Origin of the sequence: Bradyrhizobium sp. 604_D8_N2_3 (assembly GCF_051810765.1) — a bacterium.
Lineage (GTDB): Bacteria > Pseudomonadota > Alphaproteobacteria > Rhizobiales > Xanthobacteraceae > Bradyrhizobium > Bradyrhizobium barranii.
Genome location: NZ_JBPWPM010000001.1, coordinates 2,244,868 through 2,260,637 on the forward strand (window position 1 = coordinate 2,244,868; position 15,770 = coordinate 2,260,637).

Sequence of the window (15,770 nt, forward strand, 5' to 3'; positions counted from 1 at the left end):
AGACGGTCGTTGCCACAACGCGCAGCGCCCTTTATCAAAACAGATGTGAGCGAATAGGGCCGGCTGGACGGGTTGGCTGCATCTTTCGGACGTTGTATGCGGTTTACCTCCCTGGTCATCGAGCTCATTCGCGCCCGGCCGCGGCTGATCGTGTGGATCGCCGTGCTGCTCCAGGCCGCGATGTGGCTGTTCGTGGCGCTGGTGTTCTATCGCAGCCCGCCCGGCACCCTCGCGACCCTGCTCGCCTTCGGGCGCGAGTACCAGGTCGGTACTGATCTGGGCCCGCCGCTCCCGGTCTGGCTCGCCGACATCGCCTATCGCGCCGCCGGCGGCCACATGTTCGGCGTCTATGTCCTCGCCCAGCTCTGCGAGGTCGCGACCTTCATCGCGCTCTATCATCTCTCCCGCGCCGTGGTCGGCTCACAGCAGGCGGTGCTCGCCGTGCTGCTGACCATGACGGTGCTGGCCTTCTCCTCGCCGGCGCTCGACTTTGGCCCGCTGGTGCTGGCGCGGCCGCTCTGGGCGCTGCTGCTGTTGCATTCCTGGCAGATCATCGGCCAGCGCCGCGGCAATGCCTGGTTCGCCTGGTCGATCGAGGCGGGCCTCTTGCTGCTGACGACGCCCGCGGCGATCTTCCTTCTCCTCCTGCTCGTCGTCTTCGCGATCTCGACCGCCGGCGGACGCCGGACGCTACGCGCGCTCGATCCGCTGTTCGCGCTGATCGTCGTCGCCGTGCTGGCGCTGCCCTATGCGGTCTGGCTGATGCGCGCCGAGACGCTTGTCATGCCGACCCTGCCTGAAGTCGCCGCGCTGAACGCCCGCGCGCTGCACGCGGCCTGGCTGCTCGGCGGGCTCGTGCTTGGCGCGGCGGCGATCCCGGCGCTGACCTTTCTCAATAGCGGCCTGTTCGTCGCCAAGGGCGAGGAAGCGCCGATCATCTACCGGCCGCCGGTCGAGCCGCTCGCGCACAACTTCGTCTATTTCTTCGCGCTGGCGCCTGCGCTCGGCGCGGTCCTGATCTCCGGGCTGCTCGGGCTCGATGCCGTCGTCGGCGGTGCCGGTGTCGTACTGGTCATGTCGGGACTTGCCGTGGTCGTGACGGCCGGGGACCTCATCGCGATGCGCCGCGCGCGGGTGCTGCGGACGGTGTGGGCTGCCGCCGTCCTGGCGCCCGCAGCCGGCGTCGTGCTCGCCGTGCTGTTTCTGCCCTTGACCGGCGCCAACGAGATTGCGACCTCGATGCCGGCGCGCGCGATCTCGGATTTCTTCGACGAGAGCTTTGCCCGCCGCACCAATCATCGCCTGCGCGCGGTCGCCGGCGAGACCCAGCTCGCGAGCCTGATCACGCTGCATTCCGGCCGGCCGCATCTCTTCATCGATGCTCAGCCCGCGCGCACGCCGTGGATCAATCAGGCCAAATTCAGCGAGACCGGCGGCGTCGTGGTCTGGCGCGCCTCCGACACCGCCGGCACCCCGCCGCCGGAAATCCTCGCGCGCTTTCCCGGCATCGTTCCGGAAGTGCCGCGCGCGTTCGAATGGCTGGTGACTGGCCGCCAGCAGTTGCTGCGCATCGGCTGGGCCATCGTACGGCCGAAGGGGACGTAGCGACAAACGCTGAAATCGTAGGGTGGGCAAAGGCGCAAAGCGCCGTGCCCACCATCAAGTCTATCCGTCGTCGACCTAGTGATGGTGGGCACGCTTCGCTTTGCCCACCCTACGACAGCTCGCTATCCCGCCAGCACCTTCGCGATCGCGCGCAGATCCTGCCAGGCCAGCCGCTTGTACGACGGTGAGCGCAAGAGATAGGCCGGGTGGAACGTCGGCAGCGCGCGGATGGTGCGCCCACCCGTCTCGTAGTCGAACCAGCGGCCGCGGGTGCGCATGATGCCCTCGCGCGTCGACAGCAGCGTCTGCGTTGAGGGATTGCCGAGCGTCACCAGCACGTCGGGATTCACCAGCTCGATCTGGCGCTGGATGAAGGGCAGGCAGATCTGCGTTTCCTGCGGCGTCGGCGTGCGGTTGCCGGGCGGCCGCCAGGGAATCACGTTGGCGATGTAGGCGGTGGTGCGGTTGAGCCCGATCGCGCCGATCATGAGGTCGAGCAGCTTGCCGCTCCGCCCGACGAAGGGCAGCCCCTCGATGTCCTCGTCGCGGCCCGGCGCCTCGCCGACGAACATGATGCGCGCCTGCGGATTGCCGTCGGCGAACACCAGCCGCGTCGCGGTATGCTTCAGCGCGCAGCCTTCAAAATTCTGCATCAGCTCGCGCAGTGCCTCGAGCGTCGGCGCGGTACGCGCGGCCTCGCGTGCGGAGGCGATCGCAATGTCCGGCGCAGGTGCGGCCTCGCCGCGCATCACCGCGGGCGCGGCAACAGGCCGTGGTGCCTCGACCGGAGGTGCGGCGCGCGGGGCCGGCGGCGGAGCATCCAATTCCGCCAGGCGGTCGACAGGTTCCTCCGCGAGCGCGCAATCGACCCCGGCCTCCAGATAGAAGGCGAGAAGCTCTCGGACGGTGGGTGCGGGCTCGGGGATCATTTGGAAAGTCAGACTTTTACTATATCAGTTTGGGGTGCCTTGCATCCCAGTGGAACGCATTTCCGTGGTTGTCCTACCCGGAAAAATCGGAAACAAGGGGGCGCAAATGACGAGGAACCGTCTCAAGGGCTGAGATCAGATGAGCACCGAAGAACTTCCCCCGCGCGAATCCATGGAATTCGACGTCGTCATCGTCGGCGCCGGCCCGTCTGGCCTGGCGGCCGCGATCCGGCTGAAGCAGCTCAATGCCGATCTCAACGTCGTCGTGGTGGAGAAGGGCTCCGAGGTCGGTGCGCACATTCTCTCCGGCGCCGTGATCGATCCGGCCGGGCTCGACAAGCTGATCCCGGACTGGCGCGAGGATTCCGACTGTCCGCTGAAGACGCAGGTGAAGGACGACCGCTTCTACTGGATGACGGGAGGCGGCGCGATCAAGCTGCCGAACTTCATCATGCCGCCGCTGATGGACAATCATCACTGCTATATCGGCTCGCTCGGCAATGTCTGCCGCTGGCTGGCGCGCAAGGCCGAGGCGCTTGGCGTCGAGATCTATCCGGGCTTTGCCGCCGCTGAGGTGCTCTATGACGAGCAGGGCGCGGTGAAGGGCATCGCCACAGGCGACATGGGCATCGGCCGCGATGGCAAGCCGAAGGACTCCTTTACCCGCGGCATGGAACTGCTCGGCAAGTACACTCTGTTCGCCGAGGGCGCGCGCGGCAGCCTGACCAAGCAGCTGATCGCGAAGTTTGCACTGGATTCCAAGAGCGAGCCGGCGAAGTTCGGCATCGGCCTCAAGGAAGTCTGGCAGATCGATCCCGCCAAGCACCAGAAGGGCATGATCCAGCATTCGTTCGGCTGGCCGCTCGACCTGAAGACCGGCGGCGGCTCGTTCCTTTATCACTATGACGACAATCTCGTCGCCGTCGGCTTCGTCGTGCATCTCAACTACGACGATCCGTATCTGTCGCCGTTCGACGAGTTCCAGCGCTTCAAAACCCATCCCTCGATCCGCGGCACCTTCGAGGGCGCCAAGCGGCTCGCCTATGGCGCGCGCGCCATCACCGAAGGTGGCTATCAGTCGGTGCCGAAGCTGAGCTTCCCCGGCGGCGCGCTGGTCGGTTGTGCGGCGGGCTTCGTCAACGTGCCTCGCATCAAGGGCGTGCACAATGCGATGGGCACCGGCATGCTCGCCGCAGAGCATGTCGCGGCCGCGCTCGCTGCCGATCGCGCCAATGACGAGATCGTCGACTACGAGAACGCCTGGCGGTCCTCGGCGGTCGGCAAGGACCTGTTCCTGGTCCGCAACGTCAAGCCGCTATGGTCGAAGTTCGGCACCGTGCTCGGCGTCGCGCTCGGTGGCTTCGACATGTGGTGCAACACGCTGTTCGGTGGCTCGCTGTTCGGCACGCAGTCGCATGCGAAGCCCGATCGCGCCACGCTTGATCCGGCGAAGAGCCACGCGCCGAAGAACTACCCGAAGCCGGACGGCAAGATCTCGTTCGACAAGCTCTCGTCGGTGTTCCTGTCCAACACCAATCATGAGGAGGACCAGCCGGTCCATCTCAAGGTCGCCGACATGAACCTGCAGAAGACCTCGGAGCACGACGTCTTCGCCGGTCCCTCGAATCGCTATTGCCCGGCCGGGGTCTATGAGTGGGTCGAGGAAGGCGCGAGCCCGCGCTTCCAGATCAATGCCCAGAACTGCGTCCACTGCAAAACCTGCGACGTGAAGGACCCCAACGGCAACATCACCTGGGTTCCCCCGGAGGGCGGCGGCGGTCCGAACTACGAGGCCATGTAAGCTAGGCCATGCAAGCCGGGATCATTGGACCAAAGCGATCGAGCCGGGGCCAATGTGACGTGCCCCCGGCATTGTGACGCACGTTCGCGTGAGAACCGGCCCGGGGTAGCGGTCCGCGGCCACGATAAGGCCATACTGGCAGCGTCTTGGGGCGTAGTCGGCCGATTTGGGGCGTGCGGAGGGGATCGCATGCCCGAATCCTTGCGGTGAAGCGCCAAAAGCGGCATTGTCGGCCCGACGGTTCCGGGTCCCCATGCCACCGGCCGCGTTCGCATGCGATACGGCCTACTGCTGCAAACCCAGGCACTACAACTCAAGGCGAGCCCCTGATGTTCTCAAATCGTTTCAACCGCTGGACTGTTGCCGCCATCGCCCTCATGGGCACAGCGATCGCGACGGTCCCCGGCGCGGTCCTGGCGCAGACGCCGGACCATCCGTCCGACACGGCGGCGCAATTCCCGACCCGGAACGATCTGAAGTCGCTGACGACCTCCGGCAGCTATCTCGCCGCCCGCCACGCCAGCGTCGAGCGCGACGCGGCCTCGGCCGCCGCATTCTACCGCTCGGCGCTCCGCACCGATCCCAAGAACAACGAGCTGCTCGATCGCGCCTTCATCTCGTCGGTTGCCGACGGTGACATCGACGAGGCGGTCAAGCTCGCCGAGCGCGTCCTGACCATCGACAAGACCAACCGCGTCGCGCGTCTCGTCGTCGGGGTGCACGATCTCAAGATGAAGAAATACGCGACCGCGCAAACCAACATCAACCAGTCGATCCGCGGTCCGATCACCGATCTCGTCGCCACGCTGCTGTCGGGCTGGGCCGCCTATGGCGCGGGCGATGCCAAGGGCGGCGTCGCCACCATCGACAAGCTCGCCGGTCCGGAATGGTATCCGCTGTTCAAGGACCTCCATGCCGGCATGATCCTCGAGCTCTCCGGCAAGGAGAAGGACGCCGGCGTCCGCTTCGAGCGCGCCTACAAGCTCGACGATTCCATGCTGCGCGTCACCGAGGCCTATGCCCGCTGGCTGTCGCGCAACAAGGATTCCGCGGCCGCGACCACCGTCTACCTGGCTTTCGACAAGAAGCTCGCCCGCCATCCGCTGATCGTGGAAGGTCTGCGCGACACCAAGGCCGGCAAGAAGATGCCGCCGCTGGCCGACTCCGCGCAAGCTGGTGCCGCCGAAGCGCTCTACGGCATCGGTGCCACGCTGACCCGCCGCGGCGGCGAGGATCTGGCGCTGGTCTATCTTCAGCTCGCGCTCTATCTCCAGCCGACCCATCCGCTGGCGCTGCTCTCGCTCGCCGATCTCTATGAATCGGTGAAGCGGCCGCAGATGGCGATCAAGGTTTATGAGCGGGTGCCCGCGACCTCGCCGTTGAAGCGCAACGCGCAGATCCAGCTCGCCATCGATCTGGATTCCGCCGACCGCACCGACGAGGCGATCAAGATCCTCAAGGGCGTCACATCGGACGATTCCAAGGATCTCGAAGCCATCATGGCGCTCGGCAATATCGAGCGCGGCCGCAAGAAGTTCGGCGATTGCGGCGCGACCTATTCGCGGGGCATCGACGTGCTGCCGGCCGGCAACGACAAGGCCAACAGCGTCTGGTATTATTATCGCGGCATTTGCGAGGAGCGCTCCAAGGAGTGGAGCAAGGCCGAAGCCGACATGAAGAAGGCGCTCGAGCTCCAGCCCGACCAGCCGCATGTCCTCAACTATCTCGGCTATTCCTGGATCGACCAGGGCGTGAATCTCGACGAAGGCATGAAGATGATCAAGCGTGCCGTCGAGCAGCGTCCCGACGACGGCTACATCGTCGACTCCCTCGGCTGGGCCTATTACCGCATCGGCAATTACGAAGAGGCGGTGAAGAACCTCGAGCGCGCGATCGACCTCAAGCCCGAGGATCCCACCATCAACGATCACCTTGGTGATGCCTATTGGCGCGTCGGCCGTACGCTGGAAGCGAAATTCCAGTGGGCCCACGCCCGCGATCTCAAGCCCGAGCCGGAGGAGCTTCCGAAGATCGAGGCCAAGATCGCCAACGGTATGACCGACGATTCGAACTCTTCGGCCGCGCAGGCGGACAAGAAGAAGGACGACGGCAAGGGCGGCTAAGAGCGCGTTTGGGGGCTGATCGCCAATGTCGGCGTTGATTGAAGAAGGGCGCGCGAAGGTCAATCTGAGCCTTCGCGTCGTCGGCCGTCGTGCCGACGGCTATCATGATCTCGAAAGCGTGGTCGCGTTTGCCGACTGCGCGGACCAGCTGACGCTGGAGCCGGGCGGCGAGCTGAAGCTCGTCACCACCGGGCCGCTGGCCGCGGCCTGCGGCGATACCGCGGACAATCTCGTGGTCAAGGCGGCCAGGCTCCTGGCCGAGGCCGTGCCGAACCTGAAGCTCGGGGCCTTCGCGCTCGACAAGGTGCTTCCCGTCGCGGCCGGCATCGGCGGCGGCTCGGCCGATGCCGCGGCGGCACTGCGGCTGCTCGCACGTCTCAACAATCTCTCGCTCGACGATCCGCGCCTGCAGAAGGTTGCGCTCGCCACCGGCGCCGACGTGCCGGTGTGCCTGTTCTCGCGCGCCTGCGACATGACCGGCGTCGGCGAGCAGCTCCTGCCGCTGGCGCTGCCGAGCATGCCCTGCGTGATGGTCAATCCGCGCGTGCCTGTTGCCACCAAGGACGTGTTCCAGGCGCTGGGCCTGCGCAACGGCGAACTCTTGGTCGGCGCAACGTCCGTTCTCGACGCTCCGGCGTGGCCCGAAGAGGGTGAGTCGATCGCCGATTGGGTCGACGTTCTCGAAACCGTGGCCAACGATCTCGAAGCCCCTGCGCTGCGCATCGAGCCTGTGATCGGCGAGGTGCTGGAAGCCTTGCGTGACTCCGCCGGCGTCAAGCTGGCCCGCATGTCCGGCTCCGGCGCGACTTGCTTTGCGATCTATGGCGCAGCGAGCGATGCGCATGCCGGCGCGGAAAAGATCCGGCGCACCCACCCCGGTTGGTGGGTGCATGCGGGGACGTTGAGCTAGGTTTTTCCGGGCTACGATTCTGCCGTAGGGTGGGCAATGCGAAGCGTGCCCACCAAACTTATTCTCGCAATCTGGCTGCGTGGTGGGCACGGCGCCTTGCGCCTTTGCCCACGCTACGGCAGTGGAGCTAGCCGCCGTCTTCGGCGAGCCCGAGAAACCGCCGGATCTCACTCAACACCTCTTGCGGCTTGTCATGCTGTAGCCAGTGCCCCGCGCCGGCGATGGTCTCGATGCGTGCCTGCGGGAAATAGCGCTCCAGGCCTGCGGCCCTGGCACCCGCGAGAAAACTTTCTCCGGCATTCAGCAGCAGCGTCGGACTTGTGATGCGCGACCACAGCGCGACGTGATCGTCCGGCCAGAGCCGGTGCGGCGCAGAGGCGCGCTGGTAGGGATCGAACTTCCAGCTATAGGTGCCGTCCTCATTCCGCCGCGAGCCGTGCGTTGCAAGATGCAGCGCGAGGTCGCGGGCGAGGCGCTTGTTGTGAAGCACCATCTGCGCGGCCGCGTCTTCGAGGGTCGCATAGCGGCGCGGCGTGCGGTCGTGCAGCCTGTCGAGCTGGCTGACCCATTTGCTGATGCGCTCATGCGTCGGCGCTTTGGGGGTGTCCGGCAACATGGTGACGCCGTCGAGGACGACGAGCTTCGTGACCAGCTCTGGGAACGACCCCGAAAAGATCAGGCTCACCATGCCGCCCATGGAATGACCAATGAGAGTCACTTGAGGCGCTGCGATGCTGCGAATGAGCTGGGCGAGGTCGTAGACATACTCGGTCAGCGCGTAGCTGCCGCCCTTGGTCCAGTCGGAATCGCCATGGCCGCGCAGATCGGGCGCGAGCACGTGAAAGTGCGGCTGAAGCGAGCGGGCGATGGCGTCCCAGCTCCGGCAATGATCGCGGCCGCCATGGACCAGGATGGCGACGGGCGCGCCGTGATTGCCCCAATCGGCATAGTGCAGCCGCAGGCCGTGGGACTCGTATGTGCGACTTTGCGGGGCAAGCATCGGGCGCCGATCCTTCGAAATGCCGGACGAGATAGCAGCACGACTGGAGTAGCCTGCTGCCGCCCATTCCACAAGCAAGCCGCAGGTCACGGGCGCTTCGGCGGCGAGCTCGTGCCGCCTAGGCGGCGCATGGCGCGTCGGCGCTGCCGGGTCTTGCGCATCTTCGCGTCGTGACAGCGACGCGCGGTGCGCGACAACGACCTTGTCAGGAGGCGATAACGCGACCAGGACATCATCCTCATCGAACTCTCCATCGCAACAACCATGGGTGAGCCGCGAGCGATGGGTCGTTCGAATTCCACGCGTTACATCTTGGTCATTACGGGTTGGAAAGTGTTTCGGGGCGATGGCGACAATGTTGCGCGCACGCCGTCATCGCGAGCCGATCGCTTCATCGAAATCGTTCATCGGTATTAAACCTGCGTAAGGCGCCGAACGCAGGACGCACTCATCGCCTCCAACGGATGTTAGGAGGTGAACATCATGAAACTTGTATCTGCGTTTGTCGGCCTTGCCGCACTTGGCGGGGTCACGCTGTCGAGCGGGGCTGCGTCAGCAGCACCGATCGAGGTGCCGACCGGCTATGTCTGCAATGAATGGGGCCATTGCTGGCAACGCCACTACCATGGAGGCTACTACCATCCGCACTACTGGGGTGGTTACGGCTGGCACCATCATTGGGGTGACGGCTGGCGCTGGCATCATTGGGCTCGCTGGCACCGCTGGCATCATTGGCACCACTGGTGAAATCTGAGAAAGGGGCTGCGGCCCCTTTCTTTTTTCGGTGGATGCCCGTCGGGAATGACGCGAGCTAGCCCTGCACCGGCCGCCGCGCCAGCGCGAGCGAGAGGCCAAGGCCGGCGATGAAGACGCCCGAGCCCTGCGTGAGACGCCGCATCAGATGTGGCCTGCCAATCAGCTGCGTGCGCGTTGCAGTTGCCATCAGCACGACGACGACATCGGCGAGCGTGTTCAGGATCACCGAGATCGCGCCGAGCACGATGAATTGCAGCGTGGGGCTCGATCCCGCGGGATCGAGGAACTGCGGAATGAAGGCGAGGAAGAATGCGGCGGTCTTCGGGTTCAGCGCCTCGACCAGCACGCCGTCGCGGAACGCGCGCCTGTCGCCGACGGGCTCGTTCTCCAGCGAGAGCGCGCGGCCGGCGCTGCGGAAGGTCTTGATGCCGAGCCAGACCAGATAGAGCGCGCCGATGAATTTCACGACGGCAAACAGCTCCGCACTGGCAAGGATGATCGCGGAGACGCCGAGGCTGCCCGCGACGACATGAACCAGCCCGCCCAGCGCGGTGCCCGCGGTTGACGCAAAGCCGCTGGCGCGTCCTTCGGACAAGGTCCGTGCCGCGACGTAGAAGATGCCGGGGCCGGGAACGGCGGCAATGAGACACGCTGCGGCCAGGAACAGCCAGAAATTCGTTTCGATCATCCCGGTTTGGTAACGAAGCGTGCCGCGATTACAAGGCCTCTCGTTCAGCCCATCCGGCGGAAGATCACGCTGGCATTCACCCCGCCGAAGCCAAATCCGTTGGAGATGGCGTTGAGCATCGGCATCGGCCGCGCGCTGCCTGCGACGATGTCGATGCCATCAGCGCCGGGATCTGCGTTTTCGAAATTGCGCGTCGGCGGCGCGACCTGGTCGCGCAAGGCGAGGACGGTGAAGATCGCCTCGAGTCCGCCGGCAGCGCCGAGCAGATGGCCGGTGGCCGATTTCGTCGCGCTCACCGCGATGTTCCGGTTGCGGCCGAACAGCGCGGCGATCGCGCCGAGCTCGCTTTCGTCGCCGGCCGGCGTCGACGTCGCATGCGCGTTCAAATGTTGCAAATCCGCGGGCGCAAGCTTCGCCTGGCGGAGCGCGATCTCCATGGCACGGCGGGCGCCGTCGCCATCGGGCGGGCCCGACGTCATGTGATAGGCGTCCGCCGTCGTGCCGTAGCCCACGATTTCCGCAATCGGGGAGGCGCCGCGCGCCAGTGCATGCTCCAGCTCCTCGATCACCAGGATGCCCGCGCCTTCGCCCATGACAAAGCCGTCGCGGTCGCGATCGAACGGGCGCGAGGCGCGCGCGGGCTCGTCGTTGAATCCGCTCGACAGTGCGCGGGCCGCGGCAAAGCCGCCGATGCTGACGATATCGATGCAGGCCTCCGCGCCGCCGCAGATCGCGACATCGGCTTCGCCTGCACGGATCATGCGCGCGGCATCGCCGATCGCCTGGACGCCGGCGGCACAGGCCGTGACCGGTGTGCCCAGCGCGCCCTTGTAGCCGTATTTGATCGAGACGTGGCCGGCGGCGAGATTGGCGAGAAACGAGGGGATGGTGAAGGGCGAGAGCCGGCGCGCGCCGCGCTGCTCGGTGATGCGCACCGCCTCCGCCATTGCCGGGAAGCCGCCGACGCCGGAAGCGATGATCGTCGCGGTTCTCTCCAATGTCGCCGCGTCCTGCGGCGTCCATCTGGCCTGCGCGACCGCTTCTGCGGTGGCGAGCAGGGCGAACAGGATGAAGCGGTCCATCTTGCGCTGGTCTTTTGGCGCGGCAGCTTGCGCGGGGTCGAAGCCGCCTTCGGCATCGTCGGCCTTGTCGGGCACGAGACCGGCAATGCGCGCGGGCAGTGCCTGCGACCATTCCGGCAGAGGGCGCAGCCCACTCTGGCCGGCGAGCAGCCGGCGCCAGGACAGTTCAACACCGCAGCCGAGCGGCGACACCGCTCCCATTCCCGTCACGACGATACGACGCATGTCAGTCTCCAGCCGGCGCAACGGCCGGGTTCATGGCTTTGAGCGAGCCGAGCCGCTTGCGCATCCCGCGGCTGGCGCGGGGACCCGGGACGACGACCGCATTGGCGAGGGTGATCGGACGCATGTCGGCGGCATCGACCACGATCGGATCGAACGGGCGAGCGTCGCTCCGATTCGCCAGCATGATGGATTCGCCCTTGGGCGCGAGATGCCTGTTGCCCCAGGCCAGCAGTGCCACGACCACAGGGAAGAAATCCCGCGCCTTCTCCGTCAGCACATATTCGTACCGCGGCGGCCGTTCGTGATAGCGGCGGCGGATGAACATGCCGCGCTCGGTGAGATGGGCAAGGCGCCGCGACAGGATGTTCGGCGCGATGCCGAGGCTTTGCGAAAATTCGTCGAACTTCGTCGCGCCCTGGAAGGCATCCCGCAAGATCAGGATGCTCCACCATTCGCCGACCGTCTCCACGGCGCGGCCGACCGGGCATTCCAGGATGGAGGGGGATTTCGGCTGCATGGCGGGAGCGTAGGAGAGTGGCTTGCAAAATGCAAGTCACTGGGCAGGCGGCGGCAGGTAGAGTGAGCGGTGAGGATGCGGAGGCGGGGCTGGCGGTGAGGTGCGCAGCGGGCGAGCGGTGAGTATGTGAAAGCAGGCTGGTGGTGGGATTTAAGGTAGCCGCCGGATAGCCGCTATCGTGCCCCGGACGCAGCGCAGCGCCTCTTGGCGGTGCGCTGCAGAGCCGGGGCCCATGTTGCGGAGAGCCTTGCGTGTCGCTTCCCGGCTCCGCGCAGCAGCGTTTCCCGCTGCAGCGCGTCCGGGACAAGAGAGGGAATGCGCCGTTGCCTAGCTCTCCGTCGTTGCGAGCGCAGCGAAGTAATCCAGACTGTTCCCGCGGAGGGATTCTGGATTGCTTCGCTGCGCTCGCAATGACGACGTGGAAAGAGCGTCAGCCTTTGTCGCCTAGTGCGACCGGGCCAGACAGAACGCGACCACCTGCTCCAGCGCGCTCTTCATCGGTGAGGACGGGAACAGCGCCAGCGCGTCGACGGCCATGGCGCCGTAGTGCTGAGCGCGGCTGAGCGTGTCCTCCAGCGCGCGATGCTTGTTCATCAGGCCCAGGGCGTGGTCGAGGTCGGTGTCGCCGATCTCGCCGCGCTCCAGCGCGCGGATCCAGAAGGCGCGCTCGGTGTCGTTGCCGCGGCGGAAGGCGAGCACGACCGGCAGCGTGATCTTGCCCTCGCGGAAATCGTCGCCGGTGTTCTTGCCGAGCTTGGCGCTCTTGCCGCCATAGTCGAGCACGTCGTCGACGAGCTGGAAGGCGATGCCGAGATTCATGCCGACCGAGCGGCACGCGGTCTGCTCCGCCTTCGGGCGGTTGGCGATCACGGGGCCGACCTCGCAGGCGGCCGCAAACAGCTCGGCGGTCTTGCCGCGGATCACGGCGAGATATTCGTCCTCGGTGGTCGCGGTGTTCTTGGCGGCGGCAAGCTGCATCACCTCGCCCTCGGCGATGGTGGCGGCGGCCGCGGAGAGGATGTCGAGCGCGCGGAGCGAGCCGACCTCGACCATCATGCGGAACGCCTGGCCGAGCAGGAAGTCGCCGACCAGCACGCTCGCCTCATTGCCCCAGAGCATGCGCGCCGACAGCTTGCCGCGGCGCATCTCGCTCTCGTCGACCACGTCGTCGTGAAGGAGCGTCGCGGTATGCATGAACTCGACGCTTGCAGCGAGCTTGATGTGACCGTCGCCGGCGTAGCCGGCGAGGTTGGCCATGGCGAGCGTCAGCATGGGCCGCAGGCGCTTGCCGCCGGAGGAGATGAGGTGGTTGGCGACCTCCGGGATCATGGTGACATCCGACCCGGTCCGCGACAGGATCGTGGCGTTGACGCGCTCCATGTCACCAGCGACAAGGGCAACCAGCTGTTCGATCGACGCGCCGGGAGTTTCGAAAGGTACGATGACGGCCACGCCGGTCTCCAATATTTGCCCCGGAGGGGCTATTCTGATGCAAATACAATAGAAACTGGCAGCGGATGCGGCAAGTGCCGCGGAACCATTGACATTTGCCGCTTTAGCCCCTTTCAGGCAGGAGACCTGCGTTTTGCGTGAACTGGTTCGGACCAACGACATGGTGCTGGTGTCGGCGATCGGCGCGCTGCTCGACGGCGCCAACATCCATCATCTGGTGCTGGACCAGAACATGAGCATTATCGAGGGCTCGCTGGGTATCCTGCCGCGGCGGATCCTGGTCCATGAGGATGACGCCCAGGAGGCCAGGGAGCTCCTCACCGAGGCCGGCCTCAGTCATGAACTGCGCGGCGATGATTGACGTCGTCACAGACTTCACCGAGGACGCCTTTCTCGGCGGGCAATTGCGCTTGAAGCAGAAGCGGTCCGGCCACCGCGCCGGGCATGACGCCATCCTGCTCGCGGCGGCGACGGAAGCGCAGGCGGGCGACCGTGTCGTCGATCTGGGCGCCGGCATCGGCACCGCCGGGCTGGCGCTTGGCCGGCGCGTCGCGGGAATCAGCCTCAGCCAGGTCGAGATCGATCCGGAACTGGCGGAACTCGCGCGCGCCAATGCGGCGGCGAATGCGATCGCCGCGGAGACGATCGTGCTCGACGTTACGGCCGACGCACAGGCGTTTGCGGCTAATGGCCTCGCGCCCGACAGCGTCGACGTGGTGCTGATGAACCCACCCTTCAACGATCCCGCACGCCATCGCGGTTCGTCCGATCAGACGCGCCGCACCGCGCATGTTGCGAGCGAGGAGACGCTGAATGCATGGGTGCATGCGGCGCGGCGCATCCTCCGATCGGGTGGCGCGCTGACCTTGATCTGGCGCGCCGATGGAATCGAGGAGGTTTTGGCAGCGCTGTCACGTGGTTTTGGAAGCCTGTCGATCCTGCCGGTTCACGGCGAGGCAGGACGGCCCGCGATCCGCGTGCTGGTGCGCGCAATCAAAGGCGGCCGGGCTCCGACGCGGCTGCTGCCGGGCCTCATGCTCAACGACGAGTCAGGCGTGCCTAAAAATCAGGTGAGGGAGATTCTGGAAGGGAGGGCGTTCTTGCCGCTGGCGGAGCCGCGACGGCCTACTGCGGAAGCGATTCCGACTGCTGCTCTTGCGGGGTCGTCAGACGGATCGCCATGAACAGCGCACCGACCAGCAGCAACAGCAGATAGATTTTCATGGTGTTCTCCGCTGCCTCATTGCAGCTTCCTAACGGGGAATCTGCAAAACACGTTCCGGGCACTTCCAATGACAGTCGCGTGATAAGAAATGGTTAAGCAGAGGTAACGGCATGGCCGAACAATTGAACGATCGTGAGGGTTCCGGCCTGGCCGACAAGCTCATGCAATATCTGCCGGCGCGCTTCCGTCCCGGCACGGCGGTGGTGCCGGTGGTGCGGCTGTCCGGTGTGATCGGTGCGGTGACGCCGCTGCGCCCGGGCATGACGCTTGCGGGCGTCGCGCGGGTGCTGGAGCGGGCGTTTTCGTACCGGAACGCCAAGGCGGTGGCGCTGGTGATCAATTCGCCCGGCGGCTCGCCGGTGCAGTCGCGCCAGATCTATCTGCGCATCAAGCAGCTCGCGGCGGAGAAGAAGCTGCCCGTGCTGGTGTTCGTCGAGGACGTCGCGGCGTCCGGCGGCTACATGATCGCCTGCGCCGGCGACGAGATCATCTGCGATCCGTCTTCCATCCTGGGCTCGATCGGCGTGGTCGGCGGCAGTTTTGGTTTCCAGGAGGCGATCAGGCGGCTCGGCATCGAGCGGCGGCTCTACACGGCCGGCGCGCACAAGGCGATGCTCGATCCGTTCCTCCCGGAAAACCCCGACGACGTGGCGAAGCTGAAGGCGCTCCAGCGCGAGATCCACCAGATCTTCATCGCGCTGGTGAAGGAGAGCCGCGGCGCGCGGCTGAAAGGCGCCGACGACACCCTGTTCACCGGCGAATACTGGGCCGGCGAGAGTTCGATCGCGCTGGGGCTCGCTGACGGCATCGGCGATCTCCGCTCAACTCTTCGTGCCCGCTATGGCGAGAAGGTTCTCACCCCTGTGATTGCGCCGCCGACCGGTCTGCTCTCGGGCCTTTTGGGGCGGAAATCGCCCGGTGCGGGCCAGCTTTCGGCCATGGAATCAATGGCCGGCCTGCCGGACGAGTTGATCTCGGCGGTCGAGACGCGGGCGATTTGGGCGAAATTCGGGTTCTAGGCGACACCCTCCCGCGCCATTTGGTCCGGGCCGAGCCAATTGCGGCGCGGCCCGGTCTGCGCAAGAATGTCTGTGGGGGCTGAGCACTAGACAAGGATCGACCGATGCCGCCGTTTGTCGCTTTCGCGGGCGTCCTGGGCGGGCTTGCCGTGGTCCGCTGGGCCTACAAGACCGCTGTCCGGATCAACCATGAGCTGGAGGAGATGCGCCTGTCGCGCGTCGCTGAAGCCGCCCATGCCGGGGATATTCAGAAGCTGAAACGTGACCCCGTGACCGGAGCGTATCGGCCCGGCTAGGTAGCGCCACTCGCGTCATGCCCGGGCTTGTCCCGGGCATCCACGTTCTTCGTACCGCGACCAAGGTCGTGGATGGCCGGGACATAGGCGAGCGGAAGTGACGCCGTCCTTCGGACGGCTATGCCCGGCCATGACGGAGCAC

At 66.0% G+C, this 15,770-nt stretch carries 15 protein-coding genes; 9 read left to right on the plus strand and 6 right to left on the minus strand.

The window, feature by feature from the left end; translation table 11 throughout:
• Nucleotides 1–96 precede the first annotated feature (96 nt).
• Nucleotides 97–1,605 (plus strand): glycosyltransferase family 39 protein, encoded by a 1,509-nt coding sequence (locus AB7245_RS10470; RefSeq protein WP_085402547.1) that lies wholly within the window; start codon nt 97–99, stop codon nt 1,603–1,605.
• 122 nt (nt 1,606–1,727) lie between these two features.
• Here AB7245_RS10470 and AB7245_RS10475 read toward each other — a convergent pair whose 3' ends face one another.
• A complete protein-coding gene (locus AB7245_RS10475; RefSeq protein ID WP_071916142.1) occupies nt 1,728–2,534 on the minus strand; it encodes a uracil-DNA glycosylase in 807 nt (268 codons plus the stop codon).
• 139 nt (nt 2,535–2,673) lie between these two features.
• On the opposite strand from AB7245_RS10475, the gene AB7245_RS10480 reads away from it, so the two are divergent.
• From AB7245_RS10480 to AB7245_RS10490, 3 genes are all read left to right on the plus strand, one after another.
• Nucleotides 2,674–4,335 carry an electron transfer flavoprotein-ubiquinone oxidoreductase gene (locus AB7245_RS10480; protein WP_085402548.1) on the plus strand — a complete coding sequence of 554 codons (1,662 nt, stop codon included), beginning with the start codon at nt 2,674–2,676 and terminating at the stop codon, nt 4,333–4,335.
• Between the two features lie 329 nt (nt 4,336–4,664).
• The gene (locus AB7245_RS10485) at nt 4,665–6,458 is read left to right on the plus strand and encodes a tetratricopeptide repeat protein (RefSeq protein ID WP_094184200.1); all 1,794 of its coding nucleotides are present in this window, start codon (nt 4,665–4,667) and stop codon (nt 6,456–6,458) included.
• A 25-nt stretch (nt 6,459–6,483) separates the two neighbouring features.
• The gene (locus tag AB7245_RS10490; protein WP_085402549.1) at nt 6,484–7,368 is read left to right on the plus strand and encodes a 4-(cytidine 5'-diphospho)-2-C-methyl-D-erythritol kinase; all 885 of its coding nucleotides are present in this window, start codon (nt 6,484–6,486) and stop codon (nt 7,366–7,368) included.
• A 127-nt stretch (nt 7,369–7,495) separates the two neighbouring features.
• Here AB7245_RS10490 and AB7245_RS10495 read toward each other — a convergent pair whose 3' ends face one another.
• Complete coding sequence (locus AB7245_RS10495; protein ID WP_085402550.1) at nt 7,496–8,368, minus strand: alpha/beta fold hydrolase; 873 nt, start codon at nt 8,366–8,368, stop codon at nt 7,496–7,498.
• Between the two features lie 483 nt (nt 8,369–8,851).
• On the opposite strand from AB7245_RS10495, the gene AB7245_RS10500 reads away from it, so the two are divergent.
• Nucleotides 8,852–9,115 carry a hypothetical protein gene (locus AB7245_RS10500; protein ID WP_085402592.1) on the plus strand — a complete coding sequence of 88 codons (264 nt, stop codon included), beginning with the start codon at nt 8,852–8,854 and terminating at the stop codon, nt 9,113–9,115.
• Nucleotides 9,116–9,179: 64 nt separating this feature from the next.
• Here the strand turns inward: AB7245_RS10500 and AB7245_RS10505 are convergent, their stop codons facing one another.
• From AB7245_RS10505 to AB7245_RS10520, 4 genes are all read right to left on the minus strand, one after another.
• Entirely contained in the window at nt 9,180–9,812 is a 633-nt protein-coding gene (locus AB7245_RS10505) for a LysE family translocator (protein ID WP_135215917.1), read from the minus strand.
• A gap of 44 nt (nt 9,813–9,856) precedes the next feature.
• Nucleotides 9,857–11,119 (minus strand): beta-ketoacyl-ACP synthase II, encoded by a 1,263-nt coding sequence (gene fabF, locus AB7245_RS10510; RefSeq protein WP_135215918.1) that lies wholly within the window; start codon nt 11,117–11,119, stop codon nt 9,857–9,859.
• Between the two features lies 1 nt (nt 11,120).
• The gene (locus AB7245_RS10515) at nt 11,121–11,636 is read right to left on the minus strand and encodes a winged helix-turn-helix transcriptional regulator (RefSeq protein WP_439034224.1); all 516 of its coding nucleotides are present in this window, start codon (nt 11,634–11,636) and stop codon (nt 11,121–11,123) included.
• Nucleotides 11,637–12,080: 444 nt separating this feature from the next.
• Complete coding sequence (locus tag AB7245_RS10520) at nt 12,081–13,088, minus strand: polyprenyl synthetase family protein (protein WP_085402593.1); 1,008 nt, start codon at nt 13,086–13,088, stop codon at nt 12,081–12,083.
• A gap of 133 nt (nt 13,089–13,221) precedes the next feature.
• On the opposite strand from AB7245_RS10520, the gene AB7245_RS10525 reads away from it, so the two are divergent.
• From AB7245_RS10525 to AB7245_RS10540, 4 genes are all read left to right on the plus strand, one after another.
• Complete coding sequence (locus AB7245_RS10525; RefSeq protein ID WP_014497336.1) at nt 13,222–13,449, plus strand: putative signal transducing protein; 228 nt, start codon at nt 13,222–13,224, stop codon at nt 13,447–13,449.
• Nucleotides 13,442–14,272 (plus strand): tRNA1(Val) (adenine(37)-N6)-methyltransferase, encoded by an 831-nt coding sequence (locus tag AB7245_RS10530; protein ID WP_135215919.1) that lies wholly within the window; start codon nt 13,442–13,444, stop codon nt 14,270–14,272. The genes AB7245_RS10525 and AB7245_RS10530 overlap by 8 nt, the downstream gene beginning before the upstream one ends.
• A 151-nt stretch (nt 14,273–14,423) precedes the next feature.
• On the plus strand, nt 14,424–15,332 hold the full coding sequence (locus tag AB7245_RS10535; RefSeq protein WP_085402555.1) for a S49 family peptidase: 909 nt from the start codon (nt 14,424–14,426) through the stop codon (nt 15,330–15,332).
• Between the two features lie 104 nt (nt 15,333–15,436).
• Entirely contained in the window at nt 15,437–15,628 is a 192-nt protein-coding gene (locus AB7245_RS10540; RefSeq protein ID WP_071916131.1) for a hypothetical protein, read from the plus strand.
• Nucleotides 15,629–15,770: the final 142 nt, after the last annotated feature.

Excerpts from the sequence above, each read along its gene's own strand:
- AB7245_RS10470 (WP_085402547.1), top strand. The coding sequence starts at position 97 with ATGCGGTTTACCTCCCTGGTCATCGAGCTCATTCGCGCCCGGCCGCGG.
- AB7245_RS10475 (WP_071916142.1), bottom strand. The coding sequence starts at position 2,534 with ATGATCCCCGAGCCCGCACCCACCGTCCGAGAGCTTCTCGCCTTCTAT.
- AB7245_RS10480 (WP_085402548.1), top strand. The coding sequence starts at position 2,674 with ATGAGCACCGAAGAACTTCCCCCGCGCGAATCCATGGAATTCGACGTC.
- AB7245_RS10485 (WP_094184200.1), top strand. The coding sequence starts at position 4,665 with ATGTTCTCAAATCGTTTCAACCGCTGGACTGTTGCCGCCATCGCCCTC.
- AB7245_RS10490 (WP_085402549.1), top strand. The coding sequence starts at position 6,484 with ATGTCGGCGTTGATTGAAGAAGGGCGCGCGAAGGTCAATCTGAGCCTT.
- AB7245_RS10495 (WP_085402550.1), bottom strand. The coding sequence starts at position 8,368 with ATGCTTGCCCCGCAAAGTCGCACATACGAGTCCCACGGCCTGCGGCTG.
- AB7245_RS10500 (WP_085402592.1), top strand. The coding sequence starts at position 8,852 with ATGAAACTTGTATCTGCGTTTGTCGGCCTTGCCGCACTTGGCGGGGTC.
- AB7245_RS10505 (WP_135215917.1), bottom strand. The coding sequence starts at position 9,812 with ATGATCGAAACGAATTTCTGGCTGTTCCTGGCCGCAGCGTGTCTCATT.
- fabF (WP_135215918.1), bottom strand. The coding sequence starts at position 11,119 with ATGCGTCGTATCGTCGTGACGGGAATGGGAGCGGTGTCGCCGCTCGGC.
- AB7245_RS10515 (WP_439034224.1), bottom strand. The coding sequence starts at position 11,636 with ATGCAGCCGAAATCCCCCTCCATCCTGGAATGCCCGGTCGGCCGCGCC.
- AB7245_RS10530 (WP_135215919.1), top strand. The coding sequence starts at position 13,442 with ATGATTGACGTCGTCACAGACTTCACCGAGGACGCCTTTCTCGGCGGG.
- AB7245_RS10535 (WP_085402555.1), top strand. The coding sequence starts at position 14,424 with ATGGCCGAACAATTGAACGATCGTGAGGGTTCCGGCCTGGCCGACAAG.
- AB7245_RS10540 (WP_071916131.1), top strand. The coding sequence starts at position 15,437 with ATGCCGCCGTTTGTCGCTTTCGCGGGCGTCCTGGGCGGGCTTGCCGTG.